Origin of the sequence: Plantactinospora sp. B5E13 (assembly GCF_039871775.1) — a bacterium.
Taxonomy (GTDB): Bacteria; Actinomycetota; Actinomycetes; order Mycobacteriales; family Micromonosporaceae; genus Plantactinospora.
On sequence record NZ_JBDPLT010000003.1, the window covers coordinates 118,429 to 136,249 of the forward strand.

The window sequence follows — 17,821 nt, forward strand, 5'->3', positions numbered from 1 at the left end:
CACGGTCGCGAGGAACACTCATCGTCCGGTGGGGAGGGGGCCCGACCCGGACCGTCGGCGGCCGGCGCGCTCAGCAGCCGCAGGCTCCGCCGCAGCAGCCACCACCAGCGGGTACGGCCGGTGCCGCAGCCGAACCGCCACGGCCGGTGATCGCGACCGTCGACAGTAGCTTGACCGTGTCGTCGTGGCCCTGCGGACAGGACGCGGGTGCCGAGGACTCGACCATCGGCCGGTTCATCTCGAACGTGTCGCCGCAGGCGCGGCAGCGGAACTCGTACCGGGGCATGTCACCAGGGTACGACCAGAACTGACGTTCGTCGGTCGATGGGTAATACTCGACGGGTGGCGGACCCTGCGGAGACCTCGACCACCCGACCCCTACGCCCCGCCGCGCCCGCGATGGCCGGGCCGCTGGCCAGTTCGGGTGCCGCTCCGGACTCGGCGTTCGAGCCGGAGCCCCGGATTCTGCCCCGCCCCCGGAGCGCGCCGGAGGAGACCACCGTCGTCGCTGCCCCGGGCGCCGCCGTGGCCGACACCGAACCGGCGGCCGCCCCCGAACTCCCGGCCGACCCGGAGACGAAGGCCGACACCGAACCGGAAACCGACCCGGAGACGAAGGCCGCGACCGAACCGGAAACCGACGGCGGCCCGACGGCCGCCCCGGAGGCGAAGCCCGAGACGGCCGCCACGGAGGCGAAGCCCGAGACGGCCGCCACGGAGACGAAGCCCGAGACGGAGACGAAGGACGGCGACCGGGACGACAAGAGCGCTGGCGGGTCGAACGGAGGTGGCTCCGGATCGGCGACCACCCAGACCGTCATCGACCTCGACACCCCGGCGGTCGGCCGGGCCGGGGGCAACCGGCGGATCCGGGTGCCGTTCGCCCACGCCGTACGCCGGTGGCCGTCCCCGCGCGCGGCGGCGGTCGGCGGCGCACGGGCGGTACGGGCCTGGTCCCGGCGCCCCAGTGGCCGGCTGACCCTGCCCGCCCTGCTGCTGCTCGCCCTGGTCGCGGGAACCGGCACGGCGGGGGCGCTGCTGGTACCGGCCGCCGGAGGTGCTCCGCAGGCGGCGGACCCGACGGCCGAACCCGCGTCCGCCACGCCATCGGTCACCGCGACGACCGTCGCGCCCGGAGGCGGCCTGCCGGTGGCTCCATCCACCCCACCGCCGACCCTGCAGGTCCCCTGGGTCGGTGACGGTGGCTCGACCCAGCTGTTGAGCGGGTGGGCCGCCCAGGTGGGCAGCCGGGTGGGCATTCCGGCCGTGGCGATGCAGGCGTACGGTGCCGCCGAACTGCGGCTCAACCAGTCGAACCCGGGTTGCCAGCTGCGCTGGACCACGCTGGCCGCGATCGGTTTCGTGGAGTCCGCGCACGGCCGGGTCAACGGGTCCGAACTCGACGCCAACGGCGTGGCCCAGCCGAAGATCATCGGACTTCCGCTGGACGGCGGCCCCGGTCGCCAACGGATCACGGACACCGACGACGGCGAGCTCGACGACGACAAGACCTACGACCGGGCGGTCGGCCCGATGCAGTTCATCCCGACCACCTGGGCCGAGGACGGGGCGGACGGCGACAACGACAACACCCGGAACCCTCAGGACATCGACGACGCGGCCCTGGCGGCCGGTAACTATCTGTGCAAGAACGGCCGCAACCTGTCCCTTCCGACGGACTGGTGGAACGCCATCCTTTCCTACAATGACGTGCGGCCATATGCCCAATCGGTGTTCGACAAAGCCAACGAGTACGGCCTGGCCAGCAAAACTTAGCGTAATGGCCCCCGTACATTGAAGAACTGGGCACTTTCGCCGGGCTGCGGTTGACGGCAAGCTAGACGGGTGATGGTGCGCGAGTGGGATCCCCGGACCGCTCCAACCGCGGAGATCGAGTCGTTCCTGGACGCGATCAACGCGGTTTTCGCGGCCGACCTACCAGACGACCCGCTGTGGGAAAACGGCATGCTCCGGGAGTACCTCAGCGAGGTGATGCCCGGTGAACGCCGGATCTCCTGGATCATTCAGGAGGATCCGACGGAGGACGGTCGCCCCGGCCGCATCATCGGTCACACCCACGTGCTGCTACTGGGTGACATCGGCGTGCTGGAGGTGCTGGTCCACCCGGCCGCCCGGCGCGGCGGCCTGGGCCGCAAACTGATCGCCACCGCGGCCCGCCGTACCTATCAGGAGGGTTTCCGCTTCATGGGGGTCGAGGTCGTCGGCGGCACCCCGGCGGTCGGCTTCTACGAGGCGCTCGGCTTCGGCCAGGAGTACGCCGAGACCCGCAGTGTGCTCCGACTCAACACGGTGGACTGGAACGCGCTGGCCCGGATGTCGCAGGGCATCGACCCCGGCTACCGCCTGGAGTTCTGCCCGGGCGGCCCACCGGAGGAGCTGATCGAGGCGTACGCGATGGCCAAGGCCGAGGCCCGGGTCGACGACGGTGACCTGGAGCTGCGGCCGAGCTCGTACGACCCGCAGCGGCTGCGGGACAGTCTGGGCTGCCTGCACCGGCGCGGCATGAAGCCGTACATCGTGCTGGCGATCGAGGAGAAGACCGGCGTGGTGGCCGGGTTGACCGAGGTGGTCGTGCCGGCCCAGCACCCGACCCGGGCCGACCAGTACGACACCATCGTCGGCCAGGCCCACCACGGTCGCGGCATCGACCGGGCGATGAAGGCCCGGATGCTCTTCGAGCTGCGGTCCGCCGAGCCGAAGCTCGCCGAGGTGCAGACCTGGAACGCGCAGAGCAACGAGACGATGCGGGCGGTCAACGCCGATCTGGGCTTCCAGGCCGACCGGCAGTGGCTCGAGTACGGCGTCGACGTGGCCGAGCTGGTGCACCGGCTGGACGCCGCCAACCAGGCGAGGTCGACCGACTGACCCGCACCCGGCCACACCGCGGCCCGTCCTCGGGTGCCCCGGACGGGTGATCGCGGCAGAGGTGCCGGAACCGTCGACCGGTCCGGTGCGTGTACCGGACATGGAGTCGACGGCCGCTCGGCGGCGTTTCACGGTGCCGGAGCCGGTGGAGGCCGATCCGGCCGGCGCCGGTCCGGACCCGGGCGACGGGTTCGAGACGTTCTACCCGGCGTACGTCGACCGCGTGCACCGGGCGTTGGCGCTCAGTCTCGGTGACGACGACCTGGCCCGGGAAGCCACCGACGAGGCGATGCTGCGGGCGTACGCCCGGTGGGGGCGGGTGCGGCGGCTGGACAATCCGGCCGGCTGGGTCTACCGGGTCGGGCTCAACTGGGCCACCTCCTGGTGGCGCAAACTTCGGCGGGAACGGCCGGCGATCACCGACGACCAGCACCCCGGCACACCCGGGGTGGATCCGAGCGCGCTGGCCGCCCGGACCGCGCTCGACCGGCTGCCGCTCGCCCAGCGGACCGTGGTGGTCTGCCGGGTGCTGCTCGACCTCTCCACCGCCGAGACCGCGGCCGTACTGGACCTGCCCACCGGAACCGTCAAGAGTCGGCTCGCCCGGGCTCTGGAGGCGCTCCGGGCCGATCTACGTGATGAGGGGTGAGGCGTGATGTCCGGCGTACCCACGTCCGGGTCCGTACCCGACGAACTGGCCTCGGCGGTGCGCCGGGCCGCGACGACCGTACCCGACCACGGGGGCGAACTGGCGACGGTGCGGCGCCGCTGGCGGACCCGGCGCCGCCGCCAGGCCGCGCTGACCGCCGGGTCGCTGGCCTGCCTGGTCGCGGCGACCGCGCTCGGCGTGCCGGCGCTGACCGCCCGTCCCGCCGGGGACCGGATCGTCGACGACACCGCGGTTCCGTTGGTCGTACCGCCCCAGCGGCTGCTGCTGCCGAGCATCACCGGCATCAACGAGGCGTACGGGAACGGCACGGTCGGGCTGGATCCGGGCGTCGGGGTGGCGGAGGTACGGCGGGACGGCAGCCTGGTCCGGCACCCGGTGCCGGCCGGCTGGTTCGACTCCGCCGCCCTGCCCGACGGCCGGCTCGTCGGTCTGCGCGCGGTCGCCCCCGAACCCGCCGGCACACCGGAGAGCGGGCCGGGCGCCGCAACGACGGACGGTCCGGACGGCGCGGGATTGCCGATCATGCTCGTGGTGCTCCGGCCGGACGGTGCCGTCGCGGTCAGCCGGGAGGTACGGACGTCCGGTGGGAGCCCCACCCTGCTCGGCGCGGACGACCGGGACGCCTACCTGTTCCGGGACGACCGGATCGTCCGGCACGAGCTGGCGACCGGGCGGGAGACGCCGGTGCTCTCCGTGGAGGGGGCCGGCGGTGACCTGTCCCGGGCCGCCGACGCCGACCTCTCCGGCCGGTTCCTCGCCCTTCCCTACGGCTCCCAAGAGTGCGGCGTACGGATCCTCGACCTCGACGACGGCCGGCTGGTCGGCACGGTGACCGGCGAGGGCATCTGTTACGGCCTCCTCCGGCTCTCCCCGGACGGGCAGTTCCTGGCCGTCGCCGCGCTGCCGCCGACCGGCCCGGCGATCAGGACGCGGCCCCCCCGGGTGACCGTCTACGAGACCTCGACCGGAACCGTGCGGGTGGACCAGCTGATCGAGCACGTCGGGTCGGGTCCGGTCAACGTCAGGAGCGGCGCCGGCGGCCTCGCCTGGCTCGGTGACAACGAGGTACGGGTCGCCCGGGTCGTCTTCCCGGCCGGCGCCGACCGGATCTACCGGCTCGACGAGGTGCTGCACGTGGTGACCGTGCCGGTGGGCCGGTAGGTGCCGCCGGGTCAGTAGCGTTCGCGGAGCATCCGGGCGGCCTCGACCGCCCAGTAGGTGAGGATGACCTGGGCGCCGGCCCGACGGATCGAGGTGAGCGTCTCCAGGATCGCCCGCTCCCGGTCGATCCAGCCGTTGGCGGCGGCGGCCTCGACCATCGAGTACTCGCCGGAGATCTGGTACGCCGCCACCGGCACGTCCACCTCGTCCCGGACCGCGGCGATCACGTCGAGGTAGGGCAGGCCCGGCTTGACCATCACCAGGTCGGCCCCCTCGGCGACGTCGAGGCGTACCTCCCGCAGCGAATCCCGGAGGTTCGCGGAATCCTGCTGGTAGGTACGCCGGTCGCCCTGCAGCGCCGACTCCACCGCCTCCCGGAACGGGCCGTAGAACGCCGAGGCGTACTTCACCGCGTACGCCAGGATGCCGGCGTCGGTGTGGCCGGCGGCGTCCAGCGCCCGTCGGATCACCCCGACCTGGCCGTCCATCATCCCGGACGGGCCGAGCAGGTGGGCACCGGCGTCGGCCTGGGCGACCGCCATCTCGGCGTACGCGGCCAGGGTGGCGTCGTTGTCGACGGTGCCGTCCGGGGCGAGCAGCCCGCAGTGCCCGTGCGAGGTGAACTCGTCCAGGCAGACGTCGCTCATCACCACGGTGGCGTCGCCGACCTCGGCAACCACGTCCCGGATCGCCACGTTGAGGATGCCGTCCGGGTCGAGCCCGCCGGAGCCGGTCTCGTCCTTGTGCTCCGGCACCCCGAAGAGCATGATCCCGCCGATGCCCGCGTGCACCGCCTCGGCCGCCGCCTTGCGCAGCGACTCCCGGGAGTGCTGCAGCACTCCCGGCATCGAGGCGATCGGACGCGGCTCCGTCAGCCCTTCCTTGACAAACATCGGCAGCACGAGTTCCGCCGGGGCGACCCGGGTCTCCTCGACAAGCCGACGGATCGCCGGGGAACGCCGCAGCCGGCGCGGACGGACGTCCGGGAAGGACGACATCACAGCTCCTGGTGAGAGGTCGGGGTCAGCGGAACCGCAGCGCCGTCGGGCCCTGGACCTTCGAGCCACGACGCTGCTTGGCCGGCATGGCGGCCAGTTTCTCCCGCAACTCCACAGCGTACGCCGCGAGCGCCTCCACGAGGTCCGGGACGGAGGCGTGCGCCGGCTGGGCGTCCACCCGCAGGCCGAACTCGGTCGCCGTCTCGGCCGTCTTCGGGCCGATCACCGCGACCACGGTCCGGGCGTGCGGCTTGCCGGCGATGCCGACCAGGTTCCGTACCGTCGAGGAGGAGGTGAAGAGCACCGCGTCGAAGCCGCCCGACTTGATCGCGTCGCGGATCTCGGCCGGCGGCGGCGCCGCCCGGACGGTCCGGTACGCGGTCACGTCGTCGACCTCCCAGCCGCGTTCGGTGAGCCCGGCGGCGAGCGTCTCGGTGGCGATGTCGGCGCGCGGCAGCAGCACCCGGCCGACCGGGTCGAGGATCTCGTCGTGCGGCGAGAACTCGGCCAGCAGCCCCTCCGAGGACTGCTCCCCGGACGGGATCAGTTCCGGCTGGATGCCGAAGGCGCGGACCGCCTCGGCGGTCGCCTCACCGATACACGCGATCTTGACGCCGCCGAAGTGCCGGGCGTCCAGCCCGTGCTCGGCGAACTTCTCCCAGACCGCCCGGACCGCGTTCACCGAGGTGAAGATCACCCAGGCGTAGCGGCCGTCGACAAGACCCTTGACCGCCCGCTCCATCTGGGCCGGGGTACGCGGCGGCTCGACCGCGATGGTCGGCACCTCGCACGGGATGGCGCCGTACTCGCGCAGCCGGGCGCTCATCACCCCGGCCTGCTCCTTGGTCCGCGGCACCAGCACCTTCCAGCCGTACAGCGGACGGTTCTCCCACCAGCTCAGCTTGTCCCGGTGGGTGACGCCGGCGCCGAGGGTGAGGACCACCCGGCCGGTGAAGCCGAGGGCGGCCGCGACGAAGCTGTCCACCGTCGAGGTGGTGGTGTACTGCGTCTCGCCGGTGCCGTCACCGGTCACCGCGACCGCGGTGGTGCCGTCGACCCCGACCGCGAGCAGCCCGTCCCGGACGGCCGCCAGGTCACCGGCGTCGACCGCCAGGGCCAGCGAGCCCCGGTTGACCGCCGCGGCGAGCGCCTCGAAGTCCATCGCGGTGACGTCGTCGACGTCGGCGGCGGTCCGGACCCCGTGCAGCGGGACGCCGGCGTAGGTGGCCACCCCCTCGGCCTGCCCGACGCCCGGCACCACCTCGAAATGCACGGCGTTACGGGCGACCGCCTGCACCTCCTTGACCACGGACTCGTGGCCGAACGGGTCGCCGGCCACCAGGTGCACCGCGTTCAGCCCGGAGCGGACCGCCGACAGCAGCACCTTCGCCACGTCGCCGGGGGCGCCCTCGGCCGGGCTGAACTGCGCGTCCTCCTTCGCTTCCGCCTTCACCGCGGTGAGCAGGGCCTCGGGGACGCTGCGGTCGTAGACCACCTGGTCGGCGTTGACCAACGCGTCGTGCGCCCGCCGGGTCAGCAGACCCGGGTCGCCGGGTCCAGCCCCGACGAACGCGATGCGGCCTGCGGGCTTACGGGTGCCGATCATGTCTGTGCTCCAAAATGCTGGGTCCCCGGCCCGGAATCGGTAGGCGTGCCGAGGATCGAGTCGGCGCCGAGGTCGAAGAGATCGGCGGCGAGTGCCTTACCGATCTCGGCCGCCTCGGCGGGCGTACCGGTGCGGGACAGCCGGAGGTCTCGGGTGCCGTCCGGGCTGATCACCGCCCCGCGCAGATAGATCTCGTCGCCGCTGGCACCGGACGCGTCCGGTTCGCCTTCGGCGACGACCGCGAACGCGGCGACCGGGGCGCTGCACCCGGCCTCCAGGGTGGCGAGCAGCGCCCGTTCCGCGGTCACCGCGGCCCGGGTCGGGGCATGGTCGAGCACGGCGAGCAGCTCGACCAGGTCCGGGTCGTCGGCCCGGCACTCCACCGCCAGCGCACCCTGGGCGGGGGCTGGCAGCATCAGCATCGGGTCGAGCGTCTCGGTGATCTCCTCGGTGCGACCGAGCCGGACGAGTCCGGCCCGGGCCAGCACCACGGCGTCCAGGTCCGCCTCGGGACCGAGGACCCGGCGCAGGCGGGTGTCGACGTTGCCCCGGATCGGCACCACGTTCAGCTGCAGGCCGAGCGCGTGCAGCTGGGCGATCCGGCGCAGTGCCCCGGTGCCGACGGTCGCACCCGGCGGCAGTTCGGCCAGGGTACGGCCGTCCCGGGCGACCAACGCGTCACGCGGATCCTCCCGGGTCGGTACGGCGGCGATGTGCAACCCGTCCGCTGGCGCGGTGGGCAGGTCCTTGTACGAGTGGACCGCGAAGTCGATCTCCTTGGCGGTCAACGCGTCCCGCAGCGCGGAGACGAAGACCCCGACGCCGAGCCGGTGTACCGGGGCGCTCGACCGGTCGCCGGCCGTCTCCACCTCGACCAGTTCGACCGGGCGTCCGGTGGCCGCCCGTAGCGCGTCGGCGACCTTCCGGGACTGGGCCATCGCCAGCGCGCTGCCCCGGGTGCCGAGCCGCAGTGGCTGGGTCATCGCACTCACCGTTCTCCTCCGGACGACTGGCGCGGCACGGTCGGCCGGGGACCGGCACCGGGCTCGGTGGCCGGTAGTCCTCGGCCGGGCAGGTCCGTGGCCGGGCCGCCCAGTCCGGCGCCGAGCCCGGGCAGACCGACCAACCCGGCGACCAGCTGCCCATCGGGAACGTCGGAGGAGCGCTGTCCTCCCGGCCCCCCGGTCAGGTCCGGCACGGTGTCCGCCTGCGAGGTGACCGGCACCTCGAGGTCGAAGAGCTCCCGCAGCAGCGCCGCGTACTGGTCACCGCCGGGTTCGGCGGCGAGCTGGCGGACCCGTACGGTCGGCGAGTGCAGCAGGCGCTGCACCACCCGGTGCACGGTGTGGCTCACCTCGGCACGCTGGTCGTCGGTCAGATCCGGGCGACGGTGGGCGAGCCGGCGCAGTTCGGCGGTGACCACCTCGTCGGCGCGGGCCCGCAGGGCGGCCACCGTCGGCGCCACGTCGGCGCCACGCAGCCAGGTGAGGAAGGACTCCACCTCGGTGGTGACGATCCGGGTGACGGCCGCGGTGTCGGCGGCGGCCGGGCCGATCGGCTGGGCCGCGGCCAGGGCGTCGATGTCGATCACCACCACGCCGGGCAGCTCGGCGATCCCCGGCTCGATGTCGCGGGGCACCGCGAGGTCGAGCAGGACCAGGGGGTCGGGCCGGTGGGCGGCACGTACGGCCAGCGCCCGGGCGACCGTCTCCTGGGTGAGGACCGGTTCGATCGACGCCGTGGCGGCCACTACTATGTCCACTGTGGAGAGGGCGTCGGCGAGTTCGGCGATCGGCACCGCCGTGGCGCCGTACGCCTCGGCGAGCCGGCGTGCCCGGTCGGCGCCCCGGTTGCTGACCGCCACCGGACCGGCTCCCCGCCGGGAGAGGGTGGCGACGGAGAGCGCCCCCATCGACCCCGCCCCGACGACCAGCGCCGGACGTCCCTCGATGCCGCCCGGGAGGTGGGTCGCGGCCAGGTCGAGCGCGGCGGTGACCACGCTCTGCCCGGCCCGGTCGATCTCGGTCTCGGCGTGTGCCCGCTTCCCCACCCGCAGGGCCTGCTGCATCAGCTCGTGCAGCAGTCGCCCGGGTGCGTCGGCCTCGCCCGCGACGTGGTAGGCGTCACGGAGTTGGCCGAGGATCTGCGCCTCGCCGACCACCATCGAGTCGAGCCCGGCGGCCACCCGGAAGACGTGCTCGACCGCGGCGCCGTCGTAGTGGACGTACAGGTGGTTGGCGAGCTCGGCCGGGGCGGAGCCGGCGTGCGCGCCGAGCACCGCGCAGATGTCGCCCAGGCCGCCGTGGAAGCCGGTGACCGCGGCGTAGACCTCGACCCGGTTGCAGGTCGAGACGACCACCGCCTCGCCGACGTACGGCAGCTGCAGCAGCCGGTCGAGGATCTCCGGCAGCTCGGTGGCGGCGACGGCCAGCTTCTCCAGGGTGGCGACCGGCGCGGTGCGGTGCGACGCTCCGACGACAAGCAGGTTCATGAGCCGATCGCCTCCGCGTTCGAGGACCGGAGCGGTCCGGTGGGCGTGGCCTCGGTGGTGCCGGTCGCGGCGAGTCCGCCGGGCAGTGCGGTGAGTCCGGCGGCGGGGCCGGTCAGCGCCGTACCGACACCCGACGCGCCCGGGCCGTTCGCCACCGCGTCGGCGGCCGGCAGCCCGGTCAGCGCCGACTTGCGGTGCTCGTGGAAGGAGAGGATCTGCAGCTCGATGGCAAGATCGACCTTGCGGACGTCGACTCCCTCGGGCACCGACAGCACACAGGGCGCGAAGTTCAGGATGCTGGTCACCCCGGCGGCGACGAGCTGGTCGGCGACGGTCTGCGCGGCGGCCGCGGGGGTGGCGATCACCCCGATCGCGATCGACTCCTCGGCGGCAATCCGGGGCAGGTCGTCGATGTGCTGGACGACCAGATCGTTGATCTCCTCACCGACCTGGGCCGGGTCCGCGTCGAAGAGCGCGGCGATCCGGAACCCACGGCTGGCGAACCCCGCGTAACCGGCCAGCGCGTGACCGAGATTACCGACTCCGACCAGGGCGACCGCCCGGCGCTGGGTCAGTCCGAGGACGAACTCGATCTGGTCGATCAGCAGCGCGACGTCGTAGCCGACGCCCCGGGTGCCGTACGAGCCGAGTTGAGAAAGATCCTTCCGGAGCTTCGCGGAATTCACTCCGGCCGCCGTCGCCAACTCCTCGCTGGACACCGTGTCGTTACCGGTTTCGGCGAGATTGTGCAGGGCACGGAGGTATTCGGGGAGCCGGGCGACCGTCGCCTCAGGGAGGTCCGGGAGTGCCGGCACCCCACCGGCGCGGCCGGGCGTGCCTGCTGGGCGGTGCTGACTCATGCGACTCCGTGCCATGCGATCTTCGACCGGCCGGAGCGACCGGTCGTTTCGGGGCACCCACTGGCGACCGCTGTGACCGGTTGTGCTAGCAGGGCTCGTCGGAGTAACAGAGTAGGCGCTTGTGAAGACACGCACAAATCGCGATCTTGATAGACCGCGATAACGCGTCACCTGGGCCTCCATTTACAAGATCAGGTCAGCGGTGCCAGCTGGCCCGCTCGGCGATTATTGCCTAAGTCCGACTTATCTGCCCAACTCGCCGCCACGCCCACGGCAACACGCCGTCACACCCACGCCCCCACACCGCCGCGCCGCCAGCGATCAGCCCCCGACATCTCCCGGATTCCATTCGACCGGAAAATCTCCGACCGCCGACACTGTCGTCGCTCCGGTTCACGCGATGTCCGATTCCGCGTCGACGGTTGATCGATTCCGCGTCCGCCGTCGTCCGATTTCCACCCGGGCCGTGTCCGGTTCCGGAGTGCGGCCGGCCGGTTCGCACCGCCGTCGTCCGATTTCCGGCAGGGCCCCGTCCGGTTCCGGAACGCACCGGAACGGCCCCCACCCCGTCGGCGGGCAGGTGGTGGGGGCAGCCCTACCGTGGATAGGCCAGCCGATGGGATGGGGGCCGAGCACGCCGATGCCTAGCGTCGACAACATGACCACTACCGCCGCCGTCGGCGCCGACGCCGAGCCGACCGCCGGGCGCGGCGTACTACGCCAACTCGCCGTGGACTCCGGATACGTACTGCTCGGCTTCCCACTCGCCCTGGCCAGCCTCATCGTGCTCGCCATCGGTACCGCCGTCGGTGCCGGGCTGGTGGTGACGGTGATCGGTCTGCCCATCCTCGCCGGCACCCTCTACGTCGCCCGAGGTCTCGCCGACATCGAGCGGCTCCGGATGCCGATGGTGCTCCGGCAGCCACGGGTACGGCCGCACTACCGCGTCGCCGAACCCGGCGGCGGCGCCTGGCGGCGGATCATGACGCCGATCACCGACGCCCAGTCCTGGCTCGACCTGGCACACGGCATCTTCAAGCTGCTCGTCGCCGGACCGGCGTTCGCGATCACGGTCGGCTGGTGGCTCGGCGCCGTCGGCGGCTCCCTCTACTGGGCGTACGACTGGGCGATCCCGCAGAGCCCCGACGACGAGGGACTCGCCTACCTGCTCGGGTTGGGCAACTCCGTCGCCTCCCGGGTCCTGATGAACACCGCACTCGGCCTCTTCTTCCTGATCACCCTGCCACTGGTGGTACGCGGCTGCGCGATGATGCAGGCGAGCTTCGGTCGGGCGATGCTCACCGGCGTCGCCGAGATGCGTAACCGGATCACCGTGCTGGAGGAGCAGAAACGGGCCGCCGCCTCCGCCGAGGCGACCGCCTTGCGCCGGCTGGAACGGGACATCCACGACGGGCCGCAACAGCGGCTGGTCCGGCTCGCGATGGACCTCAGCCGGGCCCGGCAACAGCTCGCCGCCGACCCGGAAGCGGCCCGGCAGACCCTCGACGAGGCGCTGGCCCAGACCCGGGACACCCTCGCCGAACTGCGGGCACTGTCCCGGGGCATCGCACCGCCGATCCTGGTCGACCGGGGTCTGCCCAGCGCACTCGCCGCCCTGGCCGGCCGGGGCGTCATCCCGATCGACCTCACCGTCGACCCCCAGCTCGGCACCCCGGCGGGCCGCCCCGACCCGGCGGTCGAGTCGACCGCGTACTTCGTGGTCGCGGAGGCGCTCGCCAACGTCGCGAAGCACAGTCGGGCCGCCGAGTGCTGGCTCACCGTCTCCCGGGTCGGCCAGACGCTACGGATCACCGTGATCGACGACGGCGAGGGTGGCGCGCACATGTCCAAGGGCCACGGCCTGGCCGGGCTCGCCGACCGGGTACACGCCAACGACGGCACGCTGACCGTGCTCAGCCCGGCCGGCGGGCCGACCGAGATCCGGGCCGAGCTGCCGTGCTGACCGCCCCGCAGCCAAACACCGGTGGAGCCGGGGCGCGGCCGGAGACCGACGACGACGTGGTGGTAGACAACAGTATGCGTGTGGTGATCGCCGACGACGCCGTCCTGCTCCGGGAAGGGCTGGTCCGACTGCTGACCGAGCACGGCCACCAGGTGGTCGCGGCGGTCGGTGACGGGGAGGCACTGGTCGAGGCGATCGTGACGCACCGCCCCGACGTCTCGATCGTCGACGTACGGATGCCGCCCTCCCACACCGACGAGGGCCTACGGGCGGCGGTGGAGGCCCGGCAGCGGGTGCCCCGTACCCCGATCCTGGTGCTGTCGCAGTACGTCGAGGTGTCGTACGCCGACGACCTGCTCGCCACGGTCCGCCCGTCCGGCGGGGCCAGCGGCGGCGGCATCGGGTACCTGCTGAAGGACCGGGTCGCCGCGATCGACGACTTCCTCGACGCGCTGCGGCGGGTCGCCACCGGCGGCACCGTGCTCGACCCCGAGGTCGTCGGCCAGCTGCTGGTCCGCCGCCGCCGTGACGACCCGCTACGCCAGTTGACCCCGCGCGAGCGGGAGGTGCTCGGGCTGATGGCCGAGGGCCGGTCCAACACCGCCATCGCCCGGACCCTGGTGGTCAGCGACGGCGCCGTCGAGAAGCACGTCCGGAACATCTTCACCAAGCTGCAGTTGCCGCCCGACGAGGAGCAGCACCGACGGGTCCTGGCGGTCCTCGCCTACCTGCGGGCCTGACCAACCCGCCGGGACCGGCCGGTCGGAGCGCTCAGTCCAGGTCGGCGGCGAGTTTGACGGCTTCGCTGAGCGAGTCCGCCACCGGTCGGCCGGAGGCACGCAACCGGGCCGGGTCGGTGACCCCGCCGGTGTAGAGCACACAGCGGGCGCCGACGTGGTCGGCCGCCTCGGCGTCGTCGATCGAGTCGCCGATCAGCACGGTCGACCGACCGTCGACCCCGAAGGCGGCCAGGTGCCGGGCCAGGTGTGCCGCCTTCCGCTCCCCGCCGACCCCGGCCCGCAGCCCGTCGACCCGGGCGAAGAGCATGGTCAGACCGTACCGGTCGATGGTCGGCACGAGCTCGTCGTGAAACCACATGGAGAGCAGGGACTGGGTGCCGTGCCAGGCGCGCAGCGCCGTGGTCGCGTCCGCCGCCAGGGCACATTCGAGCAGCCCCAGCCGGTACGTCTCGTGGAACAGCCTGTCCACCCGCTGGTACTCCTCGGCGTCGAGGATCCGACCGAGCACCTCGGCGTAGTAGTCCGGCACCGGGCGTCGGAACTGCGTCCGGTGCTCCTCGGCGGTAACCACCGGCCCCCCGACGGTGGCCAGCGCGGCGTTGGTGGCGGCGACGACCAGGTGCAGGTCGTCGAGGAGCGTACCGTTCCAGTCCCATACCAGATGGTCACGTCTGCGGGGCATCCGAGCACGATACGCGGCACGGGGCGGTCGGATCGACAGCCGAAGACCGCACTATGCGGCGGATCACGTCGCGCCGGCTCGGAGGTCCGATCCGGCCCGAAGAATCAGCGGCGGCCGGTCCCTCAGGCCCGACCCGCGCCGAGATCCCGCAGCAGCCGCTCCTCCTCGACCCGCCAGTAGCCGTGTTCCCGGCCGTCGAGCAGCACCACCGGAACCCGGTCGCCGTAGTCGCGCTCCAGCTCCAGGTCGCTGGTCACGTCCAGCTCGGTCCACCGGTCGCCGGTCACGGTCACCACCCGGGCCATCGCCTCCCGGGCCACCTCGCAGAGGTGACAGCCGGGTCGGGTGATCAGGGTCAGTCGTGGCTCAGCCGTCCCCACTGCCCGTCACCTCCCGGAATGTCGACCGACGTACCCTGCCGATCGCCGAGTACGGCAGGGACTCGACGAACTCTATCCTGCCCGGGCGTTTGAACCGGGCCAGGCTGCCGGCGCAGTGGGCGGCGAGCTCGGCGGCGGTGACCTCGCCCCGGGGCGCCGGTACGACGTACGCGACGACGGTCTCCCCGGCCAGCGGGTCCGGCGCCCCGAGCACCAGCGACCCCGACACTCCGGGGTGGGCGTTCAGCACCCGTTCGACCTCCTGCGGGTAGACGTTGAAGCCGTGCACCAGGATCAGCTCGCCGAGCCGGTCCACCAGGAAGAGATCCCCGTCGGCGTCGGCGTACGCGATGTCGCCGGTCCGCCACCAGCCGTCGGCGTCCGGGCCGTCGTGCCCGTCCGGCCAGTAGCCGGAGAAGAGGTTCGCGCCGCGTACGACGATCTCGCCGGGATCGGTTCCCGGCGACGGGAGTTCCAGGTCCGGGCTGTCGCTTCCGTCCTCTTCGGATCCCGGGTGGACGGTCGCGCCGTCCTGCCAGAGCTGTTCGCCGTCGGGTCCGACCAGCCGCAGCTCGACGCCGGGCAGGGGGCGGCCGATGGAACCGCTCCTCCCGGCCGGTCCGACCAGGGTGGAGGTGAGCACCGGCGCCGTCTCGGTCAGCCCGTAGCCGACCCCGATCCGGTGTCCGGTCCGCTCGGTGAACCGGGCGGCGTCGTCGACACCCAGCGGGGCGGCCCCACAGACGACCACCCGTACCGAGGTGGTCGCCGTCTCCAGCGACCCGCCGGCACCGACCGACGTACCGCCCGCCGACGACGGCAGGGCGAGCCAGGCGACGAACATCGACGGTACGCCGACGAGCACGCTGACCCGGTGTCGCGCCAGCACGTCCAGGGTCTCGGCGGCGTCGAACCGGTCGACGAGCACGCCACAGGCACCGTGGTACGCCACCGCGCCGAGCCCGGCGTTCAACCCGTACGCGTGGAACATCGGCAGTGCCAGCAGGACCCGGTCCCCGGGTCCCACCACCGGTGGCGAGATCCGGTCGATCTGCCGGTGGTTGGCGAGCAGTGCCCGGTGCGACAGCATCGCGCCCTTGGGGTGCCCGGTGGTCCCCGAGGTGTAGAGCAGCACGGTGAGCGCCTCGGGATCGGTCACCACCGGAGCGTCCGGGGCGTCCGGGTCGGCGTCCGGCGCCGGTGCGTCCGGGGTGCCGGGCAGCGCGGTGTACACCTCGGACAGCGCCGGCAACTCGCCGGCCATTGCCGCCACGGTGGCCCGCACCGGCTCGGTGCCGATCAGGACCGCCGCTGCCGAGTCCGTCAGGATGTGTCGCAGTTCCGGCCCGGTCAACGCCGGATTCACCGGTACCGCCACCAGGCCGGCACGCTGCACGGCGAAGAAGGCGATGGCGAACTCCGGGGTGTTGCCCAGGGCGATCGCGACCCGGCCCGGATGCGGGTCGCCGTGCCCGGGGAGGCGTCGGCGGAGCGCGTCGGCGACCCGGTCCACGGCCCGGTCGAGTTGTGTCCAGGTCAGCGTGCCGTCGGGCCAGACCAGGGCGGGCTGGTCGCCACGGGTGGCGGCGGCCAGGCGTACCCGATCGGCCAGGGTGACCGCGGCCGATTCCGGACCGGGCGGGCCGGCGTCGGACGGCGGGGCGGTGGGCGACTCGGCGGGGGTGGGCGCTCCATCCTGCACGGTCGCCGAGTCTGACACAGCCCGGCCGCTGTCCGCTCGCTCGTACGCCGGCGACGCTCTTTGTCCACTGTCAGTCCCGACGCGACGGCAGTCACCGGTGGTGGTGGAACTTGCCGTCAACGAGTGCTCGTTCGTGGAAGTTGCTCGACTTTCCGATCGGGACGAGGTACGTTCCACCAGACCGTAGCGGTCCTCGCGATCTTCCGGGTCTGACCTGCCACCGTCCATCCGACACCGGCACAGCTGTCCACTAGCACATCATCCAGCGGCACGCCAAGGGCGCGCCGCCTGGTGGCGTTTCTCAGCGTTGTGCCTGGTCAAGGCCACTGTCCCCACACTGTCCAGGATCCGACAACGCACAACTGGTGCGGCCCGAACGGGTGGCTTTCGGAAATACTTCGGCTCTGTGTAACGGACTTGCCGCACATGGGTGACGTTGGCCCTATCATCACTCGGGTCGGCTCACCCCTTTTGCCGTGAGTCGACACCCCTCAGCCCGAGGAGGCCGCCGTGCCTGTGAGAGCACAGCACCAGCAGCTGTGGGGCGTGTGCCGTCGTACGGCGCACCCCGGATCTGCCGTGCCGGATCGCGCCGTCCACGGCGCACGTACGGCCACCGCCGTCGCCCGGCCCGGGCGACCGGCCAGACGGTCGCGGGCGGCCGGGGAGGTCCAGTGAGCACCTACGGACATGCCGACAGCACCACCGGCGGTCAGCTGCGGAACACCCGACAGGCCCTGAACGAGGGACTGTCCCGGCTCCGCCTGTCCATGGACGACATGCTGAGCCTCGCGGTGCGGGGCGACGGGGGCTCGAAACGGATCCGGAACCGGCCGCACCATCCGAACGAGACCCCGACCCGGCAGGGTTCACCGGGCGGCAACAGTCGGCAGGTCAACGGCGGTCGGGTGGCCAGCCCGACCCGGCCGGCGATGCCGGTCCAGCCGAATGTCGGGCCGCCGGCGGGCGGCGACACCGAGCTGGACAATCCGAACACCGAGACGGCCGTGCTGCCGGTGGTTCCGGCCACCGAGTCGACAACCGGCTCCGGCGGCGGGTCGGGGACCGGTTATCCGGACCGGCCGGATCCGTCCGATCCGGCCCGGGAGGTCTGGGCGCTCGTCGAGCGGGCCCAGGCCGGCGAGCCCGAGGCGTTCGGGCTGATCTACGACCGGTACGTGGACACCGTCTTCCGGTTCGTCTACTTCCGGGTCGGCAACCGGCAGCTCGCCGAGGATCTCACCTCGGACACCTTCCTGCGGGCACTGAAGCGGATCGGCAGCTTCACCTGGCAGGGCCGCGACCTGGGTGCCTGGCTGGTGACCATCGCCCGGAACCTGGTCGCGGACCACTTCAAGTCGGGGCGCTACCGACTCGAAGTTACTACAGGTGACGTCTTGGATGCGGACCGCGAGGATCGGGGTCCGGAGGGAAGTCCCGAAGCGGCCGTCGTCGAACACATCACGAATGTCGCGTTGCTGACGGCGGTCAAGCAACTCAACCCCGAACAGCAGGAATGCATCGTGCTCCGCTTCCTGCAGGGGTTCTCCGTCGCGGAGACCGCACAGGCGATGGGCAAGAACGAGGGCGCGATCAAGGCACTGCAGTACCGCGCGGTCCGGGCCCTGGCCCGGTTGCTGCCCGACGGGTTCCAGCCGTGAGGCGCTCCCCGCAGCCGACCG

15 protein-coding genes and 1 pseudogene are annotated in these 17,821 nt (G+C 72.6%); 7 read left to right on the plus strand and 9 right to left on the minus strand.

Annotated features, from left to right (window positions below):
* Nucleotides 1-70 precede the first annotated feature (70 nt).
* Complete coding sequence (locus ABGB05_RS04235; protein ID WP_347651802.1) at nucleotides 71-286, minus strand: zinc ribbon domain-containing protein; 216 nt, start codon at nucleotides 284-286, stop codon at nucleotides 71-73.
* Between the two features lie 56 nt (nucleotides 287-342).
* On the opposite strand from ABGB05_RS04235, the gene ABGB05_RS04240 reads away from it, so the two are divergent.
* The 4 genes from ABGB05_RS04240 to ABGB05_RS04255 all read left to right on the plus strand — a co-directional run bounded on the left by ABGB05_RS04240 (nucleotide 343) and on the right by ABGB05_RS04255 (nucleotide 4,717).
* A complete protein-coding gene (locus ABGB05_RS04240; protein ID WP_347651803.1) occupies nucleotides 343-1,776 on the plus strand; it encodes a lytic murein transglycosylase in 1,434 nt (477 codons plus the stop codon).
* A gap of 72 nt (nucleotides 1,777-1,848) precedes the next feature.
* Nucleotides 1,849-2,886, plus strand: a complete 1,038-nt coding sequence (locus tag ABGB05_RS04245) for a GNAT family N-acetyltransferase (protein ID WP_347651970.1) — start codon at nucleotides 1,849-1,851, stop codon at nucleotides 2,884-2,886.
* A gap of 85 nt (nucleotides 2,887-2,971) precedes the next feature.
* Nucleotides 2,972-3,535, plus strand: coding sequence for a sigma factor-like helix-turn-helix DNA-binding protein (locus tag ABGB05_RS04250; RefSeq protein ID WP_347651804.1), 564 nt, complete (start codon nucleotides 2,972-2,974; stop codon nucleotides 3,533-3,535).
* Between the two features lie 6 nt (nucleotides 3,536-3,541).
* Nucleotides 3,542-4,717: a hypothetical protein gene (locus ABGB05_RS04255; protein WP_347651805.1), complete on the plus strand. Its 1,176-nt coding sequence runs from the start codon at nucleotides 3,542-3,544 to the stop codon at nucleotides 4,715-4,717.
* 11 nt (nucleotides 4,718-4,728) lie between these two features.
* On the opposite strand, the gene hemB is transcribed toward ABGB05_RS04255, so the two are convergent.
* From hemB to ABGB05_RS04280, 5 genes and pseudogenes are all read right to left on the minus strand, one after another.
* Nucleotides 4,729-5,715, minus strand: coding sequence for a porphobilinogen synthase (hemB, locus tag ABGB05_RS04260; RefSeq protein ID WP_347651806.1), 987 nt, complete (start codon nucleotides 5,713-5,715; stop codon nucleotides 4,729-4,731).
* Nucleotides 5,716-5,740: 25 nt separating this feature from the next.
* Nucleotides 5,741-7,321 carry a uroporphyrinogen-III synthase gene (locus ABGB05_RS04265; protein ID WP_347651807.1) on the minus strand — a complete coding sequence of 527 codons (1,581 nt, stop codon included), beginning with the start codon at nucleotides 7,319-7,321 and terminating at the stop codon, nucleotides 5,741-5,743.
* The gene (hemC, locus tag ABGB05_RS04270; RefSeq protein ID WP_347651808.1) at nucleotides 7,318-8,304 is read right to left on the minus strand and encodes a hydroxymethylbilane synthase; all 987 of its coding nucleotides are present in this window, start codon (nucleotides 8,302-8,304) and stop codon (nucleotides 7,318-7,320) included. The genes ABGB05_RS04265 and hemC overlap by 4 nt, the downstream gene beginning before the upstream one ends.
* Nucleotides 8,305-8,507: 203 nt before the next feature.
* A pseudogene (locus ABGB05_RS04275) lies at nucleotides 8,508-9,812 on the minus strand (glutamyl-tRNA reductase); the annotation flags it as partial.
* A complete protein-coding gene (locus ABGB05_RS04280) occupies nucleotides 9,809-10,672 on the minus strand; it encodes a redox-sensing transcriptional repressor Rex (RefSeq protein ID WP_347651809.1) in 864 nt (287 codons plus the stop codon). The pseudogene ABGB05_RS04275 and the gene ABGB05_RS04280, both read right to left, overlap by 4 nt.
* Before the next feature lie 658 nt (nucleotides 10,673-11,330).
* On the opposite strand from ABGB05_RS04280, the gene ABGB05_RS04285 reads away from it, so the two are divergent.
* Both ABGB05_RS04285 and ABGB05_RS04290 read left to right on the plus strand, forming a co-directional pair.
* A complete protein-coding gene (locus ABGB05_RS04285; RefSeq protein ID WP_347651810.1) occupies nucleotides 11,331-12,635 on the plus strand; it encodes a sensor domain-containing protein in 1,305 nt (434 codons plus the stop codon).
* Between the two features lie 74 nt (nucleotides 12,636-12,709).
* The gene (locus ABGB05_RS04290; RefSeq protein ID WP_347651811.1) at nucleotides 12,710-13,375 is read left to right on the plus strand and encodes a response regulator transcription factor; all 666 of its coding nucleotides are present in this window, start codon (nucleotides 12,710-12,712) and stop codon (nucleotides 13,373-13,375) included.
* A 31-nt stretch (nucleotides 13,376-13,406) separates the two neighbouring features.
* Here ABGB05_RS04290 and ABGB05_RS04295 read toward each other — a convergent pair whose 3' ends face one another.
* The 3 genes from ABGB05_RS04295 to ABGB05_RS04305 all read right to left on the minus strand — a co-directional run bounded on the left by ABGB05_RS04295 (nucleotide 13,407) and on the right by ABGB05_RS04305 (nucleotide 16,139).
* The gene (locus ABGB05_RS04295) at nucleotides 13,407-14,057 is read right to left on the minus strand and encodes an HAD hydrolase-like protein (protein WP_347651812.1); all 651 of its coding nucleotides are present in this window, start codon (nucleotides 14,055-14,057) and stop codon (nucleotides 13,407-13,409) included.
* A 122-nt stretch (nucleotides 14,058-14,179) separates the two neighbouring features.
* A complete protein-coding gene (locus tag ABGB05_RS04300; RefSeq protein WP_347651813.1) occupies nucleotides 14,180-14,437 on the minus strand; it encodes a glutaredoxin family protein in 258 nt (85 codons plus the stop codon).
* Complete coding sequence (locus ABGB05_RS04305) at nucleotides 14,424-16,139, minus strand: AMP-binding protein (protein ID WP_347651814.1); 1,716 nt, start codon at nucleotides 16,137-16,139, stop codon at nucleotides 14,424-14,426. The genes ABGB05_RS04300 and ABGB05_RS04305 overlap by 14 nt, the downstream gene beginning before the upstream one ends.
* 737 nt (nucleotides 16,140-16,876) lie before the next feature.
* Here ABGB05_RS04305 and ABGB05_RS04310 point away from each other — a divergent pair.
* Nucleotides 16,877-17,800, plus strand: coding sequence for an ECF subfamily RNA polymerase sigma factor, BldN family (locus tag ABGB05_RS04310; RefSeq protein ID WP_347651971.1), 924 nt, complete (start codon nucleotides 16,877-16,879; stop codon nucleotides 17,798-17,800).
* Nucleotides 17,801-17,821 lie beyond the last annotated feature (21 nt).